Raw genomic sequence first — 22,804 nt, forward strand, 5'->3', positions numbered from 1 at the left:
AGGGCGGAACCAGGCGGTTCAACGGCCGACAGCATGTCACCAACAGCGACCACGATAGCACGCTGAAAACCGCCCCCTTAATCCCCCACCGCCACCCCCTCCCTCCGCGGATCCGCCCCACCCGCCCAAACGACCTTCCCATCTGGCCCCTGCCGACGCACGATAGCCTGCGTGCCGCTGGTCATCTCAATCTCGGCAACCTGATGCCCGCGCTGCTGCAGCGCCTGCACCAGCCCCGGCGACACCAGCCCCTTCTCCACTTCAGTAGGCCCATTGCGGCTGCCGAAGTTACCCATGCCGATCGCAGCCTGCGGATCCATATTCCAGTCCAGCATCCCGACCAGCGTCTTGGACACATACTCGATGATCTGTGAGCCGCCGGGCGAACCCACCGTGGCCACGAGCTGCCCGGTCTGGCGGTCAAACACCAGCGTTGGCGCCATCGACGAACGCGGCCGCTTGCCCGGCTCGACACGGTTGGCCACCGGCTTGCCATTCTCGCTCGGCAAGAACGAGAAGTCGGTCAGCTGGTTGTTCAGCATGAACCCACGCACCATCAGATGCGAGCCGAAGTACGACTCGATCGTAGTGGTCATCGAGATCGCGCCGCCGCGGTCATCGACCGCGACGATCTGCGAGGTGGACATGCGCGGCGGCGAGCGGTCCGGGGCATACGCCACCGCAGGGCCCGGCGGCACGCCCGGCTGCGCCTTGCCCATGCTCTTGTCGCCGATCAGCTCGGCGCGCGACGCGAGGTAGTTCGGGTTGACCAGGCCGGCCACGTCGATCTGCACGAAATCGGCATCCGCCACGTAGAGGCCGCGGTCGGCATAGGCCAGGCGGTCGGCTTCGGAAATAGCGTGGACCGCGTCCGGATTGGCTTCCACCTGCGCGGGCGTGTTGACGTTTTGCGGCTTGAGCGCTGCCAGCGCGTACTTGGGATTCTTGGTCTCCAGCGCCTGCAGCGTGCCCAGGATCTGCGCAATCGCGATACCGCCCGATGACGGCGGCGGCATGCCGCAGATCTTCCAGCGCTTGTAGTCGGTGCAGACCGGCACGCGCTGCTTGGCCCGGTAATCGCGCAGGTCAGCCATCGACAGCGAGCCCCGGTTGGCGCTGCCGTTGACCTTGGCGACGATGTCCTGCGCGATCGGGCCACCGTACAGCACGCCCGCGCCGCGCCGAGCGATATCGCGCAGCGTCTGTGCGAGCCTGGGGTTCTTCAGCACCGTGCCGGCCGGCTTGGGCTTGCCCTGCGCATCGAGGAAATACGCGGCCATCTCCGGCGAGTTGGCCAGGAACTTGTCGGCCGCCACCTGCGTGTACAGGCGCTGCGAGATCGGAAAGCCCTTCTCCGCCAGCGAGATCGCCGGCTCGAACAGCTTGGCCCAAGGCAGGCGCCCGTGCTGCCGGTGCGCCATCTCCAGCGCGCGCATCACGCCCGGCGTGCCGACCGAACGCCCGCCGATCTGTGCCTCGCTGAATTCCATCGGCTTGCCGTCGGTGCGCATGAACAGGTTTTCGGTGGCACCCGCGGGTGCGGTCTCGCGGCCGTCAAAAGCCTGCACGCGCTTGCCGTCCCAGTACATGATGAAGGCGCCGCCACCGATGCCGGTGGCTTGCGGCTCGACCAGCGTCAGCACGGCCTGCATGGCGATGGCGGCATCGATCGCCGAGCCGCCCTGGCGCAGCATGGCGCGCCCGGCCTCGCTGGCCAGCGGATTGGCCGCTGCGGCCATATGGCGCTGCGCATAGACCGTCGACATGCCGGCGCGGTAGCCGGAAGCAACCTCCGGGGCAGGCGGCATGGGTGCCGCGGGCGCCGCCGCGGCCGGCGCGGCAGCTGGCTCAGCCGTTGCGGCGGGCGTCCCTGTCCCTCCGCCCTGCGTTCCACACGCGCCAAGCAGCGCGGCCGTAGTCAGGGCCAGCGTGCTGCGCCACACCATCGAACCGAGGTCAAAGCGGGCCATGCGATGTCTCCTGGGGAAGGAATCAGGCGATTGTAGTGGCGATCGCCGCATGCGGGGGTGGGGCGAAGTCTGATTTCCGTCACCTGACAGAGCGTGCAGCGAAAAAAACCGGAGGGTTTAACCCCGCCGGCTACCGTGCGCCGTTTCATGGACAGGCCTCCACGGCGTCCCGCCAGCGGCCCACCAGGAGAACAACATGCAACTTCACGCTCCGGTCGTGACCACCGTTGGCGCCCGGCGGACCCGGGCCGCAGCTGCCTGCTGCGCAACCGCGCTGGCACTGGCGCTGTCGGCCTGCGGCGGGCATTCGCCTGCGCTGACGCAGGCGCCGCAATCCGCTCCGCCGGTCCCGACCCCGGCCCCGGCGCCCGCGCCGGTCCTGGACCACGCCGCCGAAGTGGCCAAGGCCGCAAATGCCGCGCCCGCGGCCGAAATGCGCGCCGTCGCACCCCATGCACCGCTGGCCATGCCGCGACCCTACCACCTGCCGCCACCCCAGGCCGCGGACCGCGAGCGCTACGGCCAGATCGAAGAGAACGGCGTCAAACTGGTCGCGCAGGCCCCGGTATCCACCTTCAGCATCGATGTCGACACCGGCAGCTACAGCAATATGCGCCGCCTGCTCAATGCCGGCCGCCTGCCTCCCGCCGATGCCGTGCGCGTGGAGGAATTGCTGAACTACTTCCCGTACGACTACGCCCAGCCCGCCGACGGCCGGCCCTTCGCCGTGCATACCGCGCTCGCGCCCGCGCCCTGGCATCCGTCCAACGTGCTGCTGCGCATCGGCATCAAGGGCAAGGACATCGCCAGCGGCGCGCTGCCGCCGGCCAACCTGGTATTCCTGGTCGACGTGTCGGGGTCGATGGACTCGCCCGACAAGCTGCCGCTGCTCAAGTCGTCGCTGAAGCTGCTGGTGAACAAGCTGCGCGCGCAGGACCGCATCACGCTGGTCACCTATGCCAGCGGCACCCGCGTGGCGCTGCCGCCTACGCCGGGCAGCGACAAGGCCGCAATCAGCGCCGCCATCGACCAGTTGGTGGCCGGCGGCAGCACCGCTGGCGCCAGCGGCATCGCGCTGGCCTACCAGGCCGCGCAGCAGGGCTTTATTGCGGGCGGGATCAACCGGGTGCTGCTGGCCACCGACGGCGATTTCAATGTCGGCGTCACCGACTTCCGGCAGCTCAAGGGCATGGTCGAGGAAAAGCGCAAGTCCGGCGTGTCGCTGTCGACGCTGGGCTTCGGCACCGGCAACTACAACGAGCAGTTGATGGAGCAGCTGGCCGATGCCGGCGACGGTGCGTACTCGTATATCGACAACCTGATGGAAGGCAACAAGGTGCTGGCCAACGAGATGAGCTCGACACTGGCCACCATCGCGCGCGACGTGAAGATCCAGGTGGAATTCAACCCGGCGACGGTGAAGGAATACCGGCTGATCGGCTACGAAAACCGCATGCTGGCGCGCGAGGATTTCAACAACGACAAGGTCGACGCCGGCGACATCGGCGCGGGCCATACGGTGACCGCGCTGTACGAGCTGACGCTGGCCGGCCAGCCCGGGCTGGTCGATCCGCTGCGCTACCAGCCCACCGCGCCCACCACGCCCACCGGGCCCGCATCCGGCCGCGACGGCGAACTGGCGCATGTGAAGCTGCGCTACAAGCTGCCTGCGGCCAGCACCAGCCAGCTGATGGATATCGCCGTGGCGCGGCAGGCGATCCGGCCCCTGGCCCAGGGCGACGACGACTTCCGCTTCGCCGCCGCCGTCGCCGGCTTCGGCCAGGCGCTGCGCGGCGGCAAGCACACCGGCCACTGGGGCTACGCCGAGGCGCACGCGCTGGCGCAGGGCGCGCGCGGCGCCGACCGCTTCGGCTACCGCGGCGAATTCCTCAAGCTGGTCGACCTGGCGCAAAGCCTGGCCACCAGCAAGCCGGGAGATGCGGCTGGCGCGGTTCCCGAGCGTGCGGCGCGCTGACAACGTCCCGGCGCAGGGCAGCGCAGCGCTTGGCTGCCCCGCCCTGCGTTCTCCTATACTCGGGCGCATGCAGGCTCCAGACCCCGTCCCCCCTCGCCCAGTGGCCTCATTGGCCCCGTTGGCCCCGTTGGCCCCGTTGGCCGCGCTGCCGGACCAAGACCTGATGCTGCTGGTCGCTTCGGGCATCATCGAGCAACCCATCGCTGAACTGTTCCGCCGCCATAATGCCGGCCTCTACAACTACGTGGCGTGGCTGTGCCAGGGCAACACCGGCGAGGCCGAGGACATCGCGCAGAAGGCCTGGATCAAGCTGATGACGCGCTGCGGCGACTACCAGCCAGCCGCGGCGTTCCGCACCTTCCTGTACCAGATCGCGCGCAATGCCTGGCTCGACCAGATGCGCAGCGCGGATGTGCGCCAGCGCCACGACACGGACGACGGCGAGCCGCCGGAGCTGCCCGCCGATGACCTGTCGCCGGAAGCCGAGCTGCAGTTGCGGCAGCATGCGCACCACGTCCACCGCGCACTGCTGCAACTGCCGGCGGCACAGCGCGAGGTGGTGGTGCTGCGCTTCTTCAGCGACATGAGCGTCGAGGATATCGCGCAGATGCTGGGCGAGAAGTTCGAAACGGTGAAGAGCCGGCTGCGCTACGCCTTCGCGCGGTTGCGTGCCGAGCTGGCGGGCGGCGTCCCGGGCGCGCGGGAGCGTGGGCCATGAGCGCCGCCGACCGCTTCATCGACGGGCAGGACCGGCTTGCCGCGTTGCTGAAGGAATTGCCCGCCTACATGCCACCGGAGCGGCTGGCCGCCGCCGTGCAAGCGGCGGCGCACGCGGCCCAGCAGGAAGCGGACGCGCGCCGCGCCGGCACCCTGCCATTCGGCCTGCCATTTGCCGCGCCGCCGGGGCTGGCGTCCGCGGTGCTGGAAGAAGCCGCGCGGCTGCAGGCAGCGCAGGCGGGCCGGCGCGATGCGGTGCTGGCCGGCATCGCTGCGGGCCAGCCGGCGGCGCAGGCGCTGGGTGCGCCTGTCAGCGATGCCACGCGCGACTGGCTGGCGGCGCAGGCGCGCAGCGCTGCCGCCGCGCAGGCAGTCGAAGGGGCGAAGCACGCCGGACGAACAGAACAGGCACGAACGGCACGCGCACGCCGCTGGTGGCGCTCACTCGGTGCGGTAGCCAGCGTAGCGGCCGTGGCCGGGCTGACCACCAGCATCGTGCTGCGGCAGATCGACGAAGGCGCCTTGCAACCGGCCACCGGCGTCGCAGTCGGCGAGGCTGCGGCACCGGCGGGCGGGGACGCTCCTGCGTCAACGCATGAAGCACCCGTCGCCGCTCCGGCGAACCCCGCCCCGCCAGTGCCCAAGGCCTCTTCGTCGGTATCGCGGGAGCAACGGCAGGAACGCGAAGCCACCCCGCGCCAGCGCGCGCAGCCGCCCGCCGAGCGCAAGGCGACGCCACGCGGCGAAACGCGGGCCATGCCCGCCCCAGCCCCAGCCCCAGCCCCAGCCCCAGCCACCGACAGCTTGCCGCCACAGGCTCCCGCCGTCGCAGCGGCTCCGCCAATGCCCGCGTACTCCGCCATGGCGGAATCCGCGCCTGCTCCGGCGGCACCACCCTCACCGCCCTCACCGCCGGCGGCAGCCGCCCCGCGTGCCGATTTCGCGCGCAAAGCCGCCCCGCCGCTGGCAGCGGCGCGCGCACCCGCTGCCGCCGCGGCGATGGTCGTGTCGGTACAGGAGGATCCCGCGGCGATCGCGGCGCGCATGCAGGCAACCATGCCGCTCGGCGTATGGGCAGCGGAACCGGACAACGCGGAAATCAGGGAATGGGTGGAACGGCTGTGGCAGTCGCTGCCGGCGGGGCAGCGCCCACCGTTGCCGTACGCGGTGCAGCCTGACCGCACGCTGGCGCCGGGCCAGGTACGCATCGGGCTGCAGCACCGCGCGCCGCAGTGAGCGCGGCGGTGCCTGGTTGGTCGGGGAAGATCAGCGCGTGGTGAACGACCAGGCCAGGTCCACCGGCTGCGAACCCAGCCGGCCGGTCACGCGCACGTTGTAGCGCTGGCCGCTCGCCAGCGGTGCCACCGGCGTGCAGATCGCCAACCCGCGCGCGGCGCTGGACAGGCCCGACGAACGGCTGTCGACCTTCAGGCAATTGACGCTGGCGCCTTGCGCGTCGGTGATGGCGAAGTTGTCGGCATCGAACTGCAGCGAGGTGTTGATCGCCTGCAGCGAGACCGGGTAGCCCACGGTCTTGCCTTCGTAGCCCGGCGCCGGGTTGGGGCTTTCGGAGTTGACCCAGCTCGCCGGCACATCGGCCTGGCCGTTGAACGGGTAAGCCACCATCTGGTTGTCGCTGCCGCCCTTGGACGCATCCGCCAGGTCGATGGTCTGGTAGTAGCTCGCCGAGGTGCCGCTGCCGTTCGGGCCCACGCTTTCGGCAAAGCCGCTGCCGGCCGAGCCGTAGCTGCCGAGCAGCGCGGCGCGATGGAACGGTGCGTTGATCAGGTCGGAGACAAGCGCATCCTTGGGCGTCATCGACAGGTTGGCGTTGGCCACCGAGGTCCAGCGATTGGCACCGGCCACCACTTCCGCGGTGGCATTGGTCGGATAGGCAGCCTGGATGCGCTCGTTCGGCGTGGCACCGGTATAGCCAGGCTTGCCGCTGACTTCGTCGTGCGTCAGCGTGGCGTTGGCCAGCATGTATGCCGTGTGGTTCTGCGCCACGGTGTTGAGCGGGTCGCGCGCGGCCAGCGGCGGCAGGCCGACCTGCTCGCGGCGGTAGTTGGCGTAGCACAGGCCCGCACTGCGCGGTTCGTCGAGCACGCGGTAGTTGCTGACCGCGCTGCCGCGCGGCGGCAACAGCGTGATGCCGCTGCCTGCCGCGGGCGCCGGTGCCGCACCGCTGACGGTGTAGCAGCCGCCGGCCGTGGTCGGCGTGGAAGACGTCGAGCCAGGCGTCGAGCCAGGGCTCGTGCTGGACTGGGTGCCGGATTGCGAGGAGCCCTGCGGCGTGCCGGCGGACGTGCCGCCGCTGCCGCCGTCCCCACCGCCGCCACAAGCGGACAGGGCCAGCACGGCAGCGGCGCAGAGGCCGGTCAGGGTGAACGTGGTGTGCCGCGCGCGTCGCGGCAGCGTCGGTTGGCAATCAGCAAGCAAGCGTGTCCCGGTCATCGGTCTGGATGTGTCGTAGTCGTGGAATAAGGCATCTGCCTGAGGGATCCGCACGCGCGGACGACCGACGCGTGAGGCGCCGGAGGCAGAAAGACCGGTCGATGGTATGAGCGTGACCCGGCAGGGTCTAGCGTGCGAACAAATGCTTACGTGTGAACCGCGCGCGGAGCACGGGGGCGGCGTCCGGCGCACGTTGAGGCAACCGGCATGCGGCGCGCACTCCGCTTAGTCAGCAGGCGTCACATCGGCAGTACCGCCACCGAGCGATGTCATCACCGCCATCAATTGCTCGCGCAGCCACCTGTTGGCGCCATCGTTCTCGCCGCCCGCGTGCCAGTACAGGTGCAGTTCCAGCGTCGGCACCTTGAACGGCAGGGACAGCAACCGGTTGGCGTAAGGCTCGTTAGCGATGCGCGCATAGCGCAGCGGCAGCGTGGCCAGCAGATCGGTGCAGCTGACCACGCGGCATGCGGCGGCATAGTGCTGGCAGCGCAGCCTCACGCGCCGCGTCAAACCCATGCGGTGCAGCGCCTGGTCTTCCAGCCCCGCGCCGCGGCGGCGCGATGACACGTGCACGTGCTCGGCCGCCAGGTAGCGCTCCAGCGTCAGCTCCTTCTTCACCAGCGGATGATCGCGGCGTGCCAGCACCACCATCGGGTCGTTCATGAACGGCGCGTGGTGGATGGCCGGCGACACCGGCAGCAGGATATCGATCGCGGTGTCGATGGTCCCCGCCAGCAGCTCGGACTCCATCTCGCGCCGGTCAAAGCGGATCGCGGCGATTTCCACGTGTGGCGCCATCGCCGTCACCCGCGCCATCAGCGGCGGCAGCAGCGTCGATTCGAGCGCGTCGCGCATGCCGATGGTGAAGCGCCGCACCGTATTGGTGGGATCGAAGTGCGGCGTATCCTGCAGCGTCCGGGCAAACGACTGCAGCGCGCCGCGCACCTCGCCGGCCAGCGAACGGGCCAGCGGCGTGGGCGCCATGCCCTGCCCGCGCCGCTCGAACAGCGGGTCGTCGAACAGCGTGCGCAGCCGCCCCAGCGCATGGCTGACAGCCGGCTGCGTCAGATTGAGCTGGCGCGCGGCCGCGGTGATGCTGCCTTCGCTGTAGATGGCGTCGAACACCACGAAGAGATTGAGGTCGATGCGGGAGAGCTGCATGGCAGCGATTCTGTCATGGAATGCAGGGAATTGATACTGCCAAATCCAGAAAATTCATTTTTCTAATTACCAGCTTTCAGATAGAGTGCATTGCATCGGCGAAGTCTGCCCGAACGACGAAGCCAACCAGCGCCGTTGCCCGCCGTTGCCAATGCGCGGCGCCCATCGATCCGTAGCGAGGAGACCACATGGATTTCGAGTACAGCCCGAAGGTCAAGGAAATGCAGGCCAAGCTGCTGGCCTTCTTCGACAAGCACATCTATCCGAACGAGAAGCGCTTCGCCGAGGAGATCGACGCGAACCGCCGCGCCGGCAACGCCTGGGTCCCGACCAAGGTGATCGAGGAGCTCAAGCCGCTGGCGCGCGAAGCCGGCCTGTGGAACCTGTTCCTGCCGCGCTCGCCGCGTGCGCCGCAGGGCCTGTCCAACCTGGAATACGCCACGCTGTGCGAGATCATGGGCCGGGTGCCCTGGTCCGCCGAGGTCTTCAACTGCGCCGCGCCCGACACCGGCAACATGGAGACGCTGGAGCGCTATGCCTCCGAGGAACTGAAGGACAAGTGGCTGGAGCCGCTGCTCGCCGGCGAGATCCGCTCGGCCTTCCTGATGACCGAGCCGGCGGTGGCCTCGTCGGACGCCACCAACATCGAATGCCGCATCGAGCGCGATGGCGACCACTACGTCATCAACGGCACCAAGTGGTGGTCCTCGGGCGCCGGCGACCCGCGCTGCAAGGTCTACATCGTGATGGGCAAGACCAATCCCGACGCCGGCCGCCATGAGCAGCAGTCGATGGTCGTGGTGCCGGCCGACACCCCGGGCATCACCATCAAGCGCTTCCTGCCGGTGTTCGGCTACGACGACGCGCCGCACGGCCACATGGAGATCGAGCTGAAGAACGTGCGCGTGCCGGTCTCGAACATCCTGCTGGGCGAAGGCCGCGGCTTCGAGATCGCGCAGGGCCGCCTCGGCCCGGGCCGCATCCACCACTGCATGCGCAGCATCGGCGTCGCCGAGCGCGCGCTGGAACTGCTGTGCAAGCGTGCGCTGTCGCGCGTGGCGTTCGGCAAGCCGGTGGCCAGCCAGGGCGTGACCCAGGAACGCATCGCCGAAGCGCGCTGCGAGATCGAGATGGCGCGCCTGCTGACGCTCAAGGCCGCGTACATGATGGACACTGTCGGCAACAAGGTGGCCAAGGCCGAGATCGCGATGATCAAGGTGGTGGCACCGAACGTGGCGCTGAAGGTAATCGACTGGGCCATCCAGGTGCATGGCGCCGCCGGTGTTTCCAGCGACTTCCCGCTGGCCAACTGGTGGGCGCACCAGCGCACGCTGCGCCTGGCCGACGGCCCGGACGAGGTGCACCGCAACGCCATCGCCAAGCTGGAACTGGCCAAGCACATGAACGTGAACCCGGACAGCATCAAGATGCCGGTGGCGCGCGGCTTCTGAGCGCCCGGCCGGGCGCTGGCGCTTCGTGCGCCGGCCCCGGGAATGCTCGCCCCTGACGCCAGTATGGAAACGCGCAGCCAGCCTGCGCGTTTTTTTCTTCTGTGCTTAAATCGCCCGGTTCGCCACGTCAGTGGTTGGCGTGGCAGTCACCACGATCGCAGCCAGGGGAGCCATTGCGATGATCGACGTCTATACCTGGGCAACGCCCAACGGCCACAAAGTCCACATCATGCTTGAGGAATGCGGCCTGGAATACAAGGTCCATCCGATCAACATCGGCGCCGGCGACCAGTTCGGCGACGACTTCCTGAAGATCAGCCCCAACAACAAGATTCCCGCCATCGTCGATCCCGTCGGTCCGGACGGCAAGCCGATCTCGCTGTTCGAATCGGGCGCGATCCTGCTGTACCTGGCCGGCAAGACCGGCAAGTTCCTGCCCGAGGACGTGCGCGGCAAGTACGACGCGCTGCAGTGGCTGATGTTCCAGATGGGCGGCGTCGGCCCGATGCTGGGCCAGGCGCACCACTTCCGCATCTACGCGCCGGAGCAGATCGAATACGCGGTCAACCGCTACACCAACGAAGCCAGGCGCCTGTACGGGGTGATCGACACGCAGCTGTCGAAGCACGAATGGCTGGCCGGAGACCAGTACACCATCGCCGACATCGCCACCTTCCCGTGGCTGCGCAGCTGGCAGAACCAGGGCGTCGAGCTGGACGAATACCCGAACCTGAAGCGCTGGTTCAACGAGATCGCCGAGCGTCCCGCGGTCAAGCGCGGGGTCGAGGTGCTGGCCAGCGCGCGCAGGGCGCTGCAGGACGACAAGGCGCGCGAGGTCCTGTTCGGCGCCACTCAGTACAAGCGGCACTGAGTGCCGGCCCGGGCATGGCCCCGGGCCGCCGCGGTGTTCAGGCCGCCACCAGTGCCGGCATGCTGGCATGCCCCCTGGCCAGCCCGCCGGTGCACCGCGCGGCCTGGCCGTTCCCGTCTTCGGTTTCGTTTCCGCCTGCGCGGTCGTTCCCGCCTTCGCTCTGGTTCCCGCGCCCGGCCGGCGGTCCAAAGCAGCACAGCAGGCCAGTGCCAGGCATGAGCACGTGGAGACGACAGGTTTCATTCGCATCCGGCGCGTAAAGCGCGCCGGGCTGCAGGAACGCCGCCTCGTCCGCCTCGTCCGCCGCCGCAGACTCCGTCCCGCGCCAGTACAACCCCGCAGCACCGCGATAGCACAGCGCCCAGCGCAAGCCGCTCGCGCGCAGCCGCTGCGCCCAGTCGCCACTCGTGTCATCGAGCTGGACGAACCCAGGCCGCATGCCTGACGGGCCTTGCAGCGCGCCTCCGCCCCGGGCTGCGCCGGCCATGCCGTCAGGGTCGTCCGCACCCACCTCCCCCAGCTTGCAGCCACGCGCGCCAGCGGACAGCGACACCGGCGCCGCGGCGGCGTCCTGCGCCACCGCGCGCACCAGGATCGTATCGACCGTCGCGCGGACCTGCATCGGCACGCCGGTGGCAGGCGCGAACAACTCGCCGCCGCCCGTCAGCAGGCTGCCGCGCCCGGGCGCCGACACGCGCAGCCCGCCGCGCAGGCAGGCCCACCACTCGGGCCGCTGCGCTATGAATTCGGGCTGGGCCTCTCCAGCGCGGAGAAAGACGTAGTCGCAGGTTTCGCCAAGCCCCGCCGTGGCAGGCAGCAAGCGCGACTGGAAACCGATGGTCAGGTCCGCCACCGCATGGTGGCCGGATGGGAAGGCGCGCATCCGCGCCTCGAACAGCATGAAGATCTGCATGGTAATTCCCTGAGCGGGGCGACAGGATGCGGTCATCCTGTCCGCGCAATGCGGCGCCCGCGCGAAAGCGTCGCGCCGGCATCGCACATTGGTCCCGTCTGGCACGGCCATGCAAGCCGCCCGGTGTCATGCCATCGTGCCGCGCCATATGCACTGGCGCATCCCTTATTCCGCGGATCGGGCATCGATAGTGAGGGGGAGAATAAGTTGTCGTGGCCTCAAGGTCAAACCCTTAGCCTCAGAACACTCTGAACTTCCTACGATCCCATGACTACTCGAAATCTCAGACTTTTCGGATTGCATCTCGCCTGGCTGCGCAAGCAGCGCGGCTGGTCCCAGGAAACGCTGTCGCTCGAAAGCGGTCTGGCGCGCTCCTACCTGAGCGGCATCGAAGGGGGCAAGCGCAACCTGGCGCTGATCAACATCTGCACGCTGGCCGAGACCCTTGCGGTCCCGCCATCCGAAATGCTGGACTTCGCCCGCCACGATGTCAGCGAGTTGCAGGTGGAGCAGCCGCCGATGCCCTACGGCAACCGGCAGCAGGCAGCCATCGAAGCCACCGTCCGCCATATGGCCGAACTCAACGAGCCCGAGTTGAACCTGGTGGCGGCGGTTGCGCGGGCGCTGGCGGGCAAGGGCAGCTTCCGCCCGCCGGTGAGCTATGTCAAACCCGGCGCCAGGGCCGCCGCGGGCGACGTCGAGTCCTAGACGCCGAGCATGCCCTGCCGTTCGATGAAGCGGATCACTTCGTCCAGGCCCTGTCCGGACTTGACGCTGCCCATCACGAATGGCCGGGCGCCGCGCATCTTGCGGGCATCGCTCTCCATCACTTCCAGGGACGCGCCGACGTACGGCGCGAGGTCTGTCTTGTTGATCACCAGCAGGTCGGACTTGGTAATGCCAGGGCCGCCCTTTCTCGGAATTTTCTCACCGCCGGCTACGTCGATCACGTAGATCGTCAGATCAGAAAGTTCTGGGCTGAAAGTTGCTGCGAGGTTGTCGCCGCCGGACTCGATGAACACCACGTCGGCATCCGGGAATCTCGCCAGCATGCGGTCCACCGCTTCCAGGTTGATCGACGCATCCTCGCGGATGGCGGTGTGCGGGCAGCCGCCGGTTTCCACGCCCATGATGCGTTCGGCTGGCAACGCGCCGGAGATCGTCAGCAGGCGCTGGTCTTCCTTGGTGTAGATGTCGTTGGTGATCGCGACCAGGTCATAGCGGTCGCGCATGGCCTTGCACAGCATCTCCAGCAGCGTGGTCTTGCCGGAGCCAACCGGGCCGCCGACGCCGACGCGCAGCGGAGGGTTCTTCTTGGTACGGGCCTGGGTCATGGTGGTTGTGGAATCAGGAACGGAACAGCCGGGAGTACTGCGTTTCGTGTCGTGCGGAAAGCAGGCCCAGCATCGGGGAAAAGGTCGACAGTTGCGGTGGCGTGGAATCGGCACGGCGCGTCGCTTCGTCCACGGTTTCCAGCACCGCCGCGTGAAGACGGCGCAGCATGTGTTGCCCCGCGACCTGGCCGAGCGGCACCGCCTTGATCGCGGCGGCAACCTGGTTCTCGGCCCAGTTGAAGCAATAGGCTGCCAGGCCGTCGCGGGCGTCGACGTCCAGTGCAACGCACGCTGCCGTGAAGGCGGTTGGCAGGCAGACCGGCGATAGCGATGCCAGCGCCTCGCGCAATGCTGGCGTGCCCCACTCCATCTGGCCGATCAGCTTCGACAGCGACCAGCCCATCTGCTCGGTCTCGAGGCGAAGCTCCGAGGTTTCACGGGTGGCGTGGAACCAGTCGTTCCAGGCCTGCACCGCAGCCGTGTCGCCGGCACGCCAGCAGCGATGCAACAACAGCCACAGCGGCGCTTCGCATTGGGCCTGGACGTGCAGCAGGTTGTCGCGGACCCAGCGCTCGGCCGTCCGGGCATCGTGGATGCTGCCGGCTTCAATCGCGGCTTCAAGGCCTTGCGAATAGCTGAAGCCGCCGATGGGCAAGGCAGGCGATGCGAGATGCAGCAGGGAGATGAGTTGGTGGAGGTTGGTCATCACCGGATCACTGGCTTACCGCCCTACGTCTCAATGCTTATGCCTGCAATTCGCATCGTGAACATGATCCGCCTCGCCATGCTCGTGATCATGACCATGTCCGTGCGAGTGCGAGTGCGAGTGCGAGTGCGAGTGCGAGTGCGAGTGCCCATGATGCTCATGAAACACCGCCTGCGCCGCCGCATAGTCCTCGGCAAACGTAGCATCGTGCCCATGCTTGTGCCCGCCGCCATACGCCCCGGCTTCCGGCTCGAACGGCAGTTGCGCGCGCCCGGCGCGCACGCCCAGTCGCTGCAGCATGTCGGCCAGCACCGGGTCGTACTCGAGCCGCAGATAGTCGCGCCCGATCTCCACCGGCGTGTGCCGGTTGCCAAGATGATACGCCGCGCGCATCAGCGCGTGCGGATCCTCCGAACGCACATCCAGCACGGCCTCCGCCGCGGCCTGCACTTCGACAAAGCTGCCATCCTCGGCCACCAGCAGATCGCCACCCCGCAGCACCGTGCCGCGCGGCAGGAACAGCGCGGCCTCGGTGCCGTTGTCGAGCATCGCGCGCAGGCGGCTCTTGCTTCGTTCGTTGAAAGGCAGGACCAGCTTGGGAGCGCGGCGCACCAGCACCGGCGCGATGCCGTGCGGGGCGCTCAGGAACTTGTCGATCTTCAGCATGCGCGATGCGGGGCGCGGGCCCCGGCGGTTCAGAACAGGAAATAGCGCTGCGCCATGGGCAGCTCGGTGGCGGGCTCGCAGGTCAGCAACTGGCCGTCGGCGACGACCTGGTAGGTCTCCGGATCGACCGTGACATGCGGTTGCCAGTCATTGTGCACCATGTCGCGCTTGCTGACCGTGCGCGTGCCGCGCACCGCCGACAGCGTCTTGGCGAGCCCATAGCGCTCGCCGATATCGGCCGCCAGTGCCGCCTGCGAGACAAAGGTCAGCGAAGACCGGTGCAGCGCCCCGCCCGCCGACGCGAACATCGGCCGGTAATGCACCGGCTGCGGTGTCGGGATCGACGCATTGGGATCGCCCATCGCCGCGGCGGCGATCATGCCGCCCTTCAGGATCAGGCTCGGCTTGACGCCAAAGAACGCCGGACGCCACAGCACCAGGTCGGCCCATTTGCCGACCTCGACCGAGCCAACCTCATGCGCGATGCCATGCGTCAGCGCCGGGTTGATGGTGTACTTGGCGACATAGCGCTTGACGCGGAAGTTGTCGTGCCCGCCGCGCGCATCGTGCGGGTCGCCGGGCAGCTTGCCGCGCTGCAGCGCCATCTTGTGCGCGGTCTGCCAGGTGCGGATGATGACCTCGCCGACGCGGCCCATGGCCTGCGAGTCGCTGGAGATCATCGAGAACGCGCCGAGGTCGTGCAGGATATCCTCCGCGGCGATGGTTTCGCGGCGGATGCGGCTTTCGGCGAAGGCGATATCCTCGGCGATCGACGGATCGAGGTGGTGGCACACCATCAGCATGTCGAGGTGCTCGTCCAGCGTGTTCACCGTGTAGGGCCGCGTCGGGTTGGTCGACGACGGCAGCACGTTGGCCTCGCCGCACACCTTGATGATGTCCGGCGCATGGCCGCCGCCGGCGCCTTCGGTGTGGTACGTATGGATGGTACGGCCCTTGAATGCGGCGATGGTGGCCTCGACAAAGCCGGCCTCGTTCAGCGTATCGGTGTGGATCGCCACCTGCGTATCGGTCGCGTCCGCCACCGACAGGCAGGTGTCGATCGCCGCCGGCGTGGTGCCCCAGTCCTCATGCAGCTTCAGCCCGATCGCACCAGCCTCGACCTGCTCCAGGAGCGGCGCCTGCTGGCTGGCGTTGCCCTTGCCGAGCAGGCCGATATTCATCGGGTAGGCGTCCGCCGCCTGCAGCATCCGTTCCATGAACCACGGCCCCGGCGTCACGGTGGTGGCGAAGGTGCCCGTCGCCGGGCCGGTGCCGCCGCCGATCATGGTGGTGACGCCGCTCATCAGCGCCTCTTCGATCTGCTGCGGGCAGATGAAGTGGATATGGCTGTCGATGCCGCCCGCCGTGACGATCATGCCCTCGCCGGCGATCACCTCCGTACCAGACCCCACCACGATGGTCACGCCCGGCTGGATATCCGGGTTGCCGGCCTTGCCGATCGACGCGATGCGCCCGTCCTTCAGCCCGATGTCGGCCTTGACGATACCCCAGTGGTCGACGATCAATGCATTGGTGATGACCGTGTCGACGCAGTCCTTCGCCATGCGCTGGCTCTGGCCCATGCCGTCGCGGATCACCTTGCCGCCGCCGAACTTCACTTCCTCGCCGTAGATGGTGAAGTCCTTTTCGACTTCGACGATGAGCCCGGTATCGGCCAGCCGCACGCGGTCGCCGGTGGTGGGTCCGAACATCTCGGCATAGGCCTGCCTGGAGATCCTTGCCATCACAGCGCTCCCATGATCTTGCCGTTGAAGCCGTAGACGATGCGGTCGCCGTCCAGCGCCACCAGTTCGACGGTGCGGGTCTGGCCGGGCTCGAAACGCACCGCCGTACCGGCCGCGATATTCAGCCGGAAGCCGCGCGTGGCTTCGCGGTCGAACGACAGCGCGGTATTGGTCTCGTAGAAATGGAAGTGCGAGCCGACCTGGATCGGCCGGTCGCCGGTATTGGCCACCGTCACGCTGACCGTGGCGCGGCCGGCGTTGAGTTCGATCTCGCCATCGGCGGGTATCAGTTCACCGGGGATCATGGTGTGTCTCCTCAGGCCACCAGCAGGCCGGCGCCGTACAGCGCCACGCCGGCACCGGCCAGGCGGGCGAGCCAGCTGGCATGGCGGCGCAGCAGCATGCCGGCGCCGATGCCGAGCAGGTGCAGCGCCATGGTCGCGACGGCAAATCCGCCGACGTAGGCCAGCACCGCGGGCAGCGCCTCGGCAGTGGCCGGCAGCTCCGCGCCATGCGCATAACCGTGGAACACCGCAAAGCCGCCAACCAGCAACGCGCTGGCCCAGGCCGGCAGTTTGGCGCGCAGCGCCAGCAGCAGACCGACCACCAGCAACGACACGGCAATCATCGGTTCCACCGCGGGCAGCGCCATGCCGGCCAACCCAAGCGCGGCACCGGCCAGCATCAGCGCGACGAAGACCAGCGGCAGGCGCAGCGTATCGGCGGCCGAGCGGGCCACCAGCGCGCTCCATACGCCCACCGCCGCCATCGCCAGCAGGTGGTCGGCACCGGTGAACGGGTGCGCCAGGCCGGCCCACAGGCTGGCGCCGACGGTGGCGGCGTCATGGCCGGGGTGCGCCAGCGCGGCGGTGGCGGCAACGGTCAGGGTGGTGCCCAGGGCAAGGCGCAGGCAGGCGGAACGGTTCATGTCGGCTCTCGGTTTGATTTGTTGTTCGAAGCGGTCGAAATCGGACGTCAAGGCGAAGGCTCAGACGATGGGGTGGTGCACGGTCACCAGCTTGGTGCCGTCCGGGAACGTCGCCTCGACCTGAATCTCGGGGATCATCTCGGCGATGCCATCCATCACGTCGTCGCGCGTCAGCACGGTGGTGCCTTCGTGCATCAGCTCGGCCACGGTGCGGCCGTCGCGCGCGCCTTCCATGATGGCGGCGCTGATCAGCGCCACCGCTTCCGGATAGTTGAGCTTGAGCCCGCGCGCCTTGCGCCGTTCGGCCAGCAGCGCGGCGGTGAAGATCAGCAGCTTGTCCTTCTCTCTCGGCGTCAGTTCCATCTCTTGTTCCTTGTCTGTCTTGTTGTCCGGTCGTGGCCTAAGTTGCCCACAGCCGCAGCGGCCGCGCCGCCACGCCGTGCATCGGCTCGCGCAGCGCGCTCCAGCCGTCGACCATCACGTGGCGCACGGCTTCCATCTGCCGGCCGAGCACGCGCACCAGCAGCATCGACTGGCCATGGGCTGCCAGGCAGGTCACGCCTGCGCGCAGTTCCGGGCCATAGGGCAACTGCTCCGCCAACGCTTCCGCCAGTTGCTGCGTGGCGCCCTCGCCCACCGCCCACAGCGTGCCCTGCACATTGAGTCCGTCGAGTCCCGCCACCGCGGTGCGCAGCGGCGAACCCGCATCGAGATGCGACTGTTCGATCCACAACGCGCGCTCGCCGGCGCCGACGCGGGTATCGAGCCACAGCGCGCCACGCGCCCATTGCTCGCCCGATGCCTGCCGGCCCAGCACCACGGCATCCCAGCCGATCGCGCTGCCGCCCGGCGCAACGTCGAGCACTGTCGAGATACGTGCGCGCGCATCGTCGAACACGATGTTCTCCTGCGGCAGCCAGTCCAGCCGCGCCCCCGCGCCGACCGACAGCCGCACCTGCTGCGCCGCGTCGCGGCCGAGCGACTTGTACCACTTGGTGGCGCCGGGCGTGGCCAGCACCGCGTGGGCACCGGCCTCGACCGTCACCTCGATATCCAGGCTGTCGCCGCCCGCCACGCCGGCCGGCGGATGCAGCATGACGGCATGGCAGATGCCGCCTTCGGGATACAGCGGTTTCTGCACCAGCAGCGGCCCCTGGTGGCGGCGCTCGACCAGCGCGGTGCGTTCGCCGCGTTGCGCAAAGCGCAGCCGCAGGCTGGCCTGCCATGCGGCGGGCACGGCGAGTGATGAAGGAAAATCGGGATGACGCATGGCGTGGCAAAGCCGGCGGCGGGCGCGCGATGGCGGGGTTGCAGATAATCATAGCGCGCCGCCTGCCTGGGCGGAAAGCGGCGTGCGATGCGCATTCCCCGTTCCACGCCTACACGGCAATCAGCTCCCGTACGCCGTCCTGCTCCATGCTGGCCCCGGCACCCCGCGCGACCACCTCGCCCCGGCTCATCACCACATAGTGGTCGGCGATATGGCGCGCGAATTCGTAGTACTGCTCGACCAGCAGCACCGTCATGCCGAACTCGTCCACCAGCAGCCGCAGCGCGCGGCCAATGTCCTGGATGATCGATGGCTGGATGCCCTCGGTCGGCTCGTCGAGGATCAGCAGCTGCGGTTCGCTCATCAGCGCCCGGCCGATCGCCAGTTGCTGCTGCTGGCCGCCGGACAGGTCGCCGCCGCGGCGCTGGCGCATGGTGCGCAGTACCGGGAACAGCTGATAGATGCGATCCGGCACACCCGCTGGACGCGCGCGGCTGGCGGCACCGATCAGCAGGTTCTCCTCGACCGTCAGCCGCGGAAAAATTTCGCGCCCCTGCGGCACATAGGCCAGCCCGGCGGAAACGCGCTCGTACGGCGCCTTCTTCTCCAGCGGCTTGCCGTCCCAGTGGATGCTGCCGCTGCGCGTCGGCACCACGCCCATCAGGCATTTCAGGAGCGTGCTCTTGCCCACGCCGTTGCGGCCGAGCAGCGTGGTCAGCCTGCCCGCCGGCACGTCGAAGGAGACGTTGCGCAGGATATGGCTGCCGCCGTAGAACTGGTTCAGTGCGTTGACCTGCAGCATGCCTATCTCCCCAGGTAGGATTCGATCACGCGTTCGTCGCGCTTGACGCTGTCGAGCGTGCCTTCTGCCAGCACGCTGCCTTCGGCCAGCACCGTGACCTTGCCGGCAGCGCCGGCCAGCGCGGCGACGAACTCCATGTCGTGTTCCACCACCATCATCGAGCAGCTGCCGCGCAGGCCGTTGAGCAGGCTGGCCAGCTGCATGGTCTCTTCATCGGTCATGCCGGCCACGGGCTCGTCGAGCAGCAACAGCTGCGGCTGCTGCATCAGCAGCATGCCGATCTCCAGCCGCTGCTTCTGCCCGTGCGACAGCAGGCCCGCGGGCCGGTAAGCCTCGTCCTCCAGGCCGGTCAGCGCCAGCGTCTCCTCGATGCGGCGATGCCCCTCGCCGGTCAGCCGCGCGCGCAGCGACGACCACCAGCGCTTGTCGGCCTTCATCGCCAGCTCCAGGTTCTCCCACACCGCGTGCTGCTCGAACACGGTCGGCTTCTGGAACTTGCGGCCGATGCCGACCTGCGCGATGCGCGGCTCGGTCATCCGCATCAGGTCGATGGTCTGGCCCAGGAACACGCGCCCGCTGACATTGGCATTGCGCGGCCCGGTCTTGCCGGTGATGACATCCATCATCGTGGTCTTGCCCGCGCCGTTGGGACCGATCACGCAGCGCAGTTCGCCATGGTCGATCGACAGGTTCAGCTTGTTGAGCGCGCGGAAGCCGTCGAACCGCACGGTGACGTCGTCCAGGTACAGGATCGGGCCGTGCGACACATCGATGGTGCCCGGCTCCAGCACGCGGCCCAGCCCGGTGGCATCGCCGCTTTCGGCCTGGCCGTGTTCGAGTGCGGCGTTCATGCTTCACCTCCGGTGCGGCCCGCCACCGCGGGCGTGGAAACGGGCTCAGGCTCGGACGGCACCGCGGCGGCAGCGCGGCGCTCGCGCAGGCGCTTCCACAGGCCAATCACGCCATCGGGCAGGTACAGCGTCACCAGCACGAACATCGCGCCCAGCAGGAACAGCCAGTATTCGGCGAAGTGGGCGGTGAAGAGCGTCTTGGCACCGTTGACCAGGAACGCGCCGATGACCGGCCCGATCAGCGTGCCGCGCCCGCCCACGGCAACCCACACCGCCATTTCGATCGAGTTGCCGGGCGACATCTCGCCCGGGTTGATGATGCCGACCTGCGGCACGTACAGCGCGCCGGCGATGCCGCACAGCACGGCCGAGAAGGTCCACACGAACAGCTTGTAGCCGAGCGGGTTGTAGCCGGAGAACATGACGCGCATCTCCGCATCGCGCACGGCCGTGACCACGCGGCCCAGCTTGGACGTGACAATGTAGCGGCAGGCAACGAAGCCCCCGAGCAGCGCCACGAAGGTCAGCACAAAAAGCGCCGTGCGCGTCTGCGGCGCGGCGATGGCGAACCCCGCGATGCGCTTGAAATCCGTGAAGCCGTTGTTGCCGCCGAAGCCGGTCTCGTTGCGGAAGAACAGCAGCATTGCCGCATACGTCATCGCCTGCGTGATGATGGACAGGTACACGCCCTTGATGCGCGAGCGGAAGGCAAAGAAGCCGAACAGCCATGCCAGCACGCCCGGCACCAGCACCACCAGCAGCAGCGCATAGCCAAGATGGTCCGTGCCGTGCCAGAACCACGGCAGCTCCTTCCAGTCGAGGAACACCATGAAATCCGGCAGGTCGCTCTTGTACACGCCTTCGCGCCCGATCGAACGCATCAGGTACATGCCCATGGCATAGCCGCCCAGCGCGAAGAACAGGCCATGGCCGAGGCTCAGGATGCCGCAGTAGCCCCACACCAGGTCGAGCGCGATCGCCGCCAGCGCAAAGCACATGATCTTGCCGACCAGCGTCAGCGCATATGCCGACAGGTGCAGCGGATGGCCTTCCGGCACCAGCAGCGCGCACACCGGCACGCCGATGCCGACGACCACGGTCAGTACCGCCAGCGCCATCCAGCCGCGCGGCGAGAACAGCGACTGGCGTTCCGGCACGGCAAGCCGGAAAGGTGCCGCGGAAGAATCAGGTTGGAATCGCTGCATCATGCCTCCGCGCTGCGCCCCTTGAGCGCGAAAAGTCCCTGCGGCCGTTTCTGGATGAAGAGCACGATCAGCACCAGGACAAAGATCTTGGCCAGCACCGCGCCATAGAACGGCTCGATGAACTTGTTGATGATGCCCAGCCCGAATGCGCCCACGATGGTGCCGGCCAGCTGCCCCACCCCGCCCAGCACCACCACCATGAACGAATCGATGATGTAGGCCTGGCCCAGGTCGGGACCGACATTGCCGATCTGCGACAGCGCACATCCGCCGAGCCCGGCGATGCCGGCACCGAAGGCGAAGGCGTAGCTGTCGACCTTCCACGTGCGCACGCCCACGCACGCCGCCATGGTGCGGTTCTGCGTGGTGGCACGCACGAACAGCCCCAGCCGCGTGCGGTTGAGCACCGCCCACGCCACCGCCACCACCGCCAGCGCGAACAGGATGATGACCACGCGGTTGTACGGGATCACCAGTCCCGGCATCCATTCGAAGCCGCCGCTCATCCAGCCGGGATTGGCCACTTCCACGTTCTGCGCGCCGAACAGCGTTCGCACCGCCTGCATCAGCAGCAGGCTGATGCCGAAGGTGGCCAGCAGCGTTTCGAGCGGGCGGCCGTACAGGTGGCGCAGCACCAGCCGCTCCAGCACGAAGCCGACTGCCGCCGCCGCCAGGAACGATGCCGGCAGCGCCGCGGGCAGGTACCACGCGAACGCATCCGGCGCATAGGCGCGGAACAGCGACTGCACCACGTAGGTCGCGTAGGCGCCGATCATCAGGAACTCGCCGTGCGCCATGTTGATGACGCCGATCAGGCCATAGGTGATGGCGAGGCCCAGCGCTGCCAGCAGCAGCACGCTGCCCAGGCTCAGGCCGGCGAACAGGTTGCCGATCAGCTCGGCGCGGCGCTGGTCGCTGCGCAGCTGGTCCAGCGCCTGCTGCGCGGCCAGGCGCACGTCCGCATCCGCTTCGCGGTAGTTGCCGGCGCTGTCGCGCTCGACCAGCGGCGCAAGCTTCTGGCGGCTCTGCGGGTTGCTGTCCGTGGCGAGGATGCGGATCGCTTCGAGCCGCGCATCGTGCGCGCCTGGATCCGCGGGCTCTGCCAGCACCAGGTTGGCCCAGATCACGTCCAGGCTGGCGCGCAGGCCGGCATCGGCCTCGGCCTTGCGCGCGGCTTCCACGGCGGCAAGCGACGCGCTTTCCGGCTGTTCGCGCAAGGTGCCGATTGCCTGCGCGCGCACCGCGATGTCGGGCGATTGCAGCAGCAGGCTGCTGGCGGCGCTGTCGACCAGTGCGCGCAGGCTGTTGTTCAGGGTCAGGGATTCAAGTTCGTCCGGCTTGACCGTGACGGACTTGCCGGTAATGGCATCGACCACCTTGTCGCCGTCCTGGCGCACCATGCCGATCGACGGCGCATATTGCAGGGTGTCCTCCTGCAGGGCTTTCAGGATCGGTGCAGCTTCAGCGGGCGATGCCTTGGCCAGCGCGGACAGCGCGGCGGTCTTGGCGTCGAAGTCGTCTTCGGCCAGCGGCTTCAGGTCGGCCTGCGTCAGCGCGGCGGCCCACGGCGCCGAGGCCAGCAGCAGCGCTGCCAGCAGGGCGCGCAGCCAGGGCACGACTCGAACGGATAAGGGATTGCGCATAGGAGCTTGCGATTGGCAGGAATGAAGCGAGCTGTTTGTTTGCTCCCCTCTCCCGCGCGCGGGAGAGGGGTCGGGGGAGGGGGCCGGCATCTATGACGAAGTGAGCGCCGTCGCATTTGCCAGCGCCCGCCCTCTCCCC

The 22,804-nt window shown here is 68.4% G+C and carries 22 protein-coding genes; 6 read left to right on the top strand and 16 right to left on the bottom strand.

Annotation, left to right across the window (positions count from 1 at the left end):
- Positions 1-77 precede the first annotated feature (77 nt).
- Complete coding sequence (gene ggt, locus IPF36_RS12855; protein WP_195428100.1) at positions 78-1,970, bottom strand: gamma-glutamyltransferase; 1,893 nt, start codon at positions 1,968-1,970, stop codon at positions 78-80.
- A gap of 196 nt (positions 1,971-2,166) precedes the next feature.
- Between ggt and IPF36_RS12860 the strand changes: the two genes are divergently transcribed.
- The 3 genes from IPF36_RS12860 to IPF36_RS12870 all read left to right on the top strand — a co-directional run bounded on the left by IPF36_RS12860 (position 2,167) and on the right by IPF36_RS12870 (position 5,898).
- Entirely contained in the window at positions 2,167-3,945 is a 1,779-nt protein-coding gene (locus tag IPF36_RS12860) for a VWA domain-containing protein (RefSeq protein WP_195428101.1), read from the top strand.
- A gap of 163 nt (positions 3,946-4,108) precedes the next feature.
- Entirely contained in the window at positions 4,109-4,663 is a 555-nt protein-coding gene (locus IPF36_RS12865; protein WP_255519755.1) for a sigma-70 family RNA polymerase sigma factor, read from the top strand.
- Positions 4,660-5,898 carry a hypothetical protein gene (locus IPF36_RS12870; protein WP_195428106.1) on the top strand — a complete coding sequence of 413 codons (1,239 nt, stop codon included), beginning with the start codon at positions 4,660-4,662 and terminating at the stop codon, positions 5,896-5,898. Before IPF36_RS12865 ends, IPF36_RS12870 begins: the two co-directional genes overlap by 4 nt.
- A gap of 30 nt (positions 5,899-5,928) precedes the next feature.
- Here the strand turns inward: IPF36_RS12870 and IPF36_RS12875 are convergent, their stop codons facing one another.
- Positions 5,929-7,116 (bottom strand): CAP domain-containing protein, encoded by a 1,188-nt coding sequence (locus IPF36_RS12875; protein ID WP_135704899.1) that lies wholly within the window; start codon positions 7,114-7,116, stop codon positions 5,929-5,931.
- Positions 7,117-7,341: 225 nt separating this feature from the next.
- On the bottom strand, positions 7,342-8,280 hold the full coding sequence (locus tag IPF36_RS12880; protein ID WP_195428108.1) for a LysR family transcriptional regulator: 939 nt from the start codon (positions 8,278-8,280) through the stop codon (positions 7,342-7,344).
- A 188-nt stretch (positions 8,281-8,468) separates the two neighbouring features.
- On the opposite strand from IPF36_RS12880, the gene IPF36_RS12885 reads away from it, so the two are divergent.
- Both IPF36_RS12885 and IPF36_RS12890 read left to right on the top strand, forming a co-directional pair.
- Positions 8,469-9,731, top strand: a complete 1,263-nt coding sequence (locus IPF36_RS12885) for an acyl-CoA dehydrogenase family protein (protein WP_133094192.1) — start codon at positions 8,469-8,471, stop codon at positions 9,729-9,731.
- Positions 9,732-9,909: 178 nt separating this feature from the next.
- A complete protein-coding gene (locus tag IPF36_RS12890) occupies positions 9,910-10,602 on the top strand; it encodes a glutathione binding-like protein (protein ID WP_195428110.1) in 693 nt (230 codons plus the stop codon).
- 37 nt (positions 10,603-10,639) lie between these two features.
- Here the strand turns inward: IPF36_RS12890 and IPF36_RS12895 are convergent, their stop codons facing one another.
- Entirely contained in the window at positions 10,640-11,515 is an 876-nt protein-coding gene (locus tag IPF36_RS12895; protein WP_195428119.1) for a hypothetical protein, read from the bottom strand.
- 267 nt (positions 11,516-11,782) lie between these two features.
- On the opposite strand from IPF36_RS12895, the gene IPF36_RS12900 reads away from it, so the two are divergent.
- Positions 11,783-12,223 (top strand): helix-turn-helix domain-containing protein, encoded by a 441-nt coding sequence (locus tag IPF36_RS12900; RefSeq protein WP_133094190.1) that lies wholly within the window; start codon positions 11,783-11,785, stop codon positions 12,221-12,223.
- Here IPF36_RS12900 and ureG read toward each other — a convergent pair.
- From ureG to urtB, 12 genes are all read right to left on the bottom strand, one after another.
- On the bottom strand, positions 12,220-12,849 hold the full coding sequence (gene ureG / locus IPF36_RS12905; protein ID WP_013956047.1) for an urease accessory protein UreG: 630 nt from the start codon (positions 12,847-12,849) through the stop codon (positions 12,220-12,222). The genes IPF36_RS12900 and ureG overlap by 4 nt on opposite strands.
- Positions 12,850-12,862: 13 nt before the next feature.
- Complete coding sequence (locus tag IPF36_RS12910; protein WP_135704897.1) at positions 12,863-13,555, bottom strand: urease accessory protein UreF; 693 nt, start codon at positions 13,553-13,555, stop codon at positions 12,863-12,865.
- A gap of 30 nt (positions 13,556-13,585) precedes the next feature.
- Positions 13,586-14,221, bottom strand: a complete 636-nt coding sequence (ureE, locus tag IPF36_RS12915; RefSeq protein WP_195428122.1) for an urease accessory protein UreE — start codon at positions 14,219-14,221, stop codon at positions 13,586-13,588.
- A gap of 29 nt (positions 14,222-14,250) precedes the next feature.
- Complete coding sequence (gene ureC / locus IPF36_RS12920) at positions 14,251-15,969, bottom strand: urease subunit alpha (RefSeq protein ID WP_368671145.1); 1,719 nt, start codon at positions 15,967-15,969, stop codon at positions 14,251-14,253.
- Complete coding sequence (locus IPF36_RS12925) at positions 15,966-16,271, bottom strand: urease subunit beta (RefSeq protein ID WP_133094186.1); 306 nt, start codon at positions 16,269-16,271, stop codon at positions 15,966-15,968. Before IPF36_RS12925 ends, ureC begins: the two co-directional genes overlap by 4 nt.
- 11 nt (positions 16,272-16,282) lie before the next feature.
- Positions 16,283-16,894, bottom strand: coding sequence for a HupE/UreJ family protein (locus tag IPF36_RS12930; RefSeq protein ID WP_133094185.1), 612 nt, complete (start codon positions 16,892-16,894; stop codon positions 16,283-16,285).
- 60 nt (positions 16,895-16,954) lie between these two features.
- Positions 16,955-17,257, bottom strand: a complete 303-nt coding sequence (locus IPF36_RS12935; protein WP_133094184.1) for an urease subunit gamma — start codon at positions 17,255-17,257, stop codon at positions 16,955-16,957.
- Between the two features lie 37 nt (positions 17,258-17,294).
- Entirely contained in the window at positions 17,295-18,164 is an 870-nt protein-coding gene (locus IPF36_RS12940) for an urease accessory protein UreD (protein ID WP_133094183.1), read from the bottom strand.
- A 109-nt stretch (positions 18,165-18,273) separates the two neighbouring features.
- A complete protein-coding gene (urtE, locus tag IPF36_RS12945; protein ID WP_133094182.1) occupies positions 18,274-18,966 on the bottom strand; it encodes an urea ABC transporter ATP-binding subunit UrtE in 693 nt (230 codons plus the stop codon).
- A 2-nt stretch (positions 18,967-18,968) separates the two neighbouring features.
- Positions 18,969-19,817, bottom strand: coding sequence for an urea ABC transporter ATP-binding protein UrtD (gene urtD / locus IPF36_RS12950; RefSeq protein ID WP_195428126.1), 849 nt, complete (start codon positions 19,815-19,817; stop codon positions 18,969-18,971).
- Positions 19,814-21,022 (bottom strand): urea ABC transporter permease subunit UrtC, encoded by a 1,209-nt coding sequence (gene urtC / locus IPF36_RS12955; protein ID WP_195428328.1) that lies wholly within the window; start codon positions 21,020-21,022, stop codon positions 19,814-19,816. Before urtC ends, urtD begins: the two co-directional genes overlap by 4 nt.
- Positions 21,022-22,665, bottom strand: coding sequence for an urea ABC transporter permease subunit UrtB (gene urtB, locus IPF36_RS12960; RefSeq protein WP_195428128.1), 1,644 nt, complete (start codon positions 22,663-22,665; stop codon positions 21,022-21,024). Before urtB ends, urtC begins: the two co-directional genes overlap by 1 nt.
- Positions 22,666-22,804 lie beyond the last annotated feature (139 nt).

Source organism: Cupriavidus sp. IK-TO18, assembly GCF_015549295.1.
Classification (GTDB): Bacteria; Pseudomonadota; Gammaproteobacteria; order Burkholderiales; family Burkholderiaceae; genus Cupriavidus; species Cupriavidus oxalaticus_A.

What these genes read in the sequence shown, in the direction of transcription:
- IPF36_RS12895 (WP_195428119.1), bottom strand. Translation starts at nt 11,515, where the DNA reads ATGCAGATCTTCATGCTGTTCGAGGCGCGGATGCGCGCCTTCCCATCC.
- ggt (WP_195428100.1), bottom strand. Translation starts at nt 1,970, where the DNA reads ATGGCCCGCTTTGACCTCGGTTCGATGGTGTGGCGCAGCACGCTGGCC.
- IPF36_RS12880 (WP_195428108.1), bottom strand. Translation starts at nt 8,280, where the DNA reads ATGCAGCTCTCCCGCATCGACCTCAATCTCTTCGTGGTGTTCGACGCC.
- IPF36_RS12890 (WP_195428110.1), top strand. Translation starts at nt 9,910, where the DNA reads ATGATCGACGTCTATACCTGGGCAACGCCCAACGGCCACAAAGTCCAC.
- urtB (WP_195428128.1), bottom strand. Translation starts at nt 22,665, where the DNA reads ATGCGCAATCCCTTATCCGTTCGAGTCGTGCCCTGGCTGCGCGCCCTG.
- IPF36_RS12885 (WP_133094192.1), top strand. Translation starts at nt 8,469, where the DNA reads ATGGATTTCGAGTACAGCCCGAAGGTCAAGGAAATGCAGGCCAAGCTG.
- IPF36_RS12860 (WP_195428101.1), top strand. Translation starts at nt 2,167, where the DNA reads ATGCAACTTCACGCTCCGGTCGTGACCACCGTTGGCGCCCGGCGGACC.
- ureE (WP_195428122.1), bottom strand. Translation starts at nt 14,221, where the DNA reads ATGCTGAAGATCGACAAGTTCCTGAGCGCCCCGCACGGCATCGCGCCG.
- IPF36_RS12930 (WP_133094185.1), bottom strand. Translation starts at nt 16,894, where the DNA reads ATGAACCGTTCCGCCTGCCTGCGCCTTGCCCTGGGCACCACCCTGACC.
- IPF36_RS12865 (WP_255519755.1), top strand. Translation starts at nt 4,109, where the DNA reads ATGCTGCTGGTCGCTTCGGGCATCATCGAGCAACCCATCGCTGAACTG.
- IPF36_RS12925 (WP_133094186.1), bottom strand. Translation starts at nt 16,271, where the DNA reads ATGATCCCCGGTGAACTGATACCCGCCGATGGCGAGATCGAACTCAAC.
- IPF36_RS12875 (WP_135704899.1), bottom strand. Translation starts at nt 7,116, where the DNA reads ATGACCGGGACACGCTTGCTTGCTGATTGCCAACCGACGCTGCCGCGA.
- IPF36_RS12870 (WP_195428106.1), top strand. Translation starts at nt 4,660, where the DNA reads ATGAGCGCCGCCGACCGCTTCATCGACGGGCAGGACCGGCTTGCCGCG.
- IPF36_RS12900 (WP_133094190.1), top strand. Translation starts at nt 11,783, where the DNA reads ATGACTACTCGAAATCTCAGACTTTTCGGATTGCATCTCGCCTGGCTG.
- IPF36_RS12910 (WP_135704897.1), bottom strand. Translation starts at nt 13,555, where the DNA reads ATGACCAACCTCCACCAACTCATCTCCCTGCTGCATCTCGCATCGCCT.
- ureG (WP_013956047.1), bottom strand. Translation starts at nt 12,849, where the DNA reads ATGACCCAGGCCCGTACCAAGAAGAACCCTCCGCTGCGCGTCGGCGTC.
- IPF36_RS12935 (WP_133094184.1), bottom strand. Translation starts at nt 17,257, where the DNA reads ATGGAACTGACGCCGAGAGAGAAGGACAAGCTGCTGATCTTCACCGCC.
- IPF36_RS12940 (WP_133094183.1), bottom strand. Translation starts at nt 18,164, where the DNA reads ATGCGTCATCCCGATTTTCCTTCATCACTCGCCGTGCCCGCCGCATGG.
- urtC (WP_195428328.1), bottom strand. Translation starts at nt 21,022, where the DNA reads ATGCAGCGATTCCAACCTGATTCTTCCGCGGCACCTTTCCGGCTTGCC.
- urtD (WP_195428126.1), bottom strand. Translation starts at nt 19,817, where the DNA reads ATGAACGCCGCACTCGAACACGGCCAGGCCGAAAGCGGCGATGCCACC.
- urtE (WP_133094182.1), bottom strand. Translation starts at nt 18,966, where the DNA reads ATGCTGCAGGTCAACGCACTGAACCAGTTCTACGGCGGCAGCCATATC.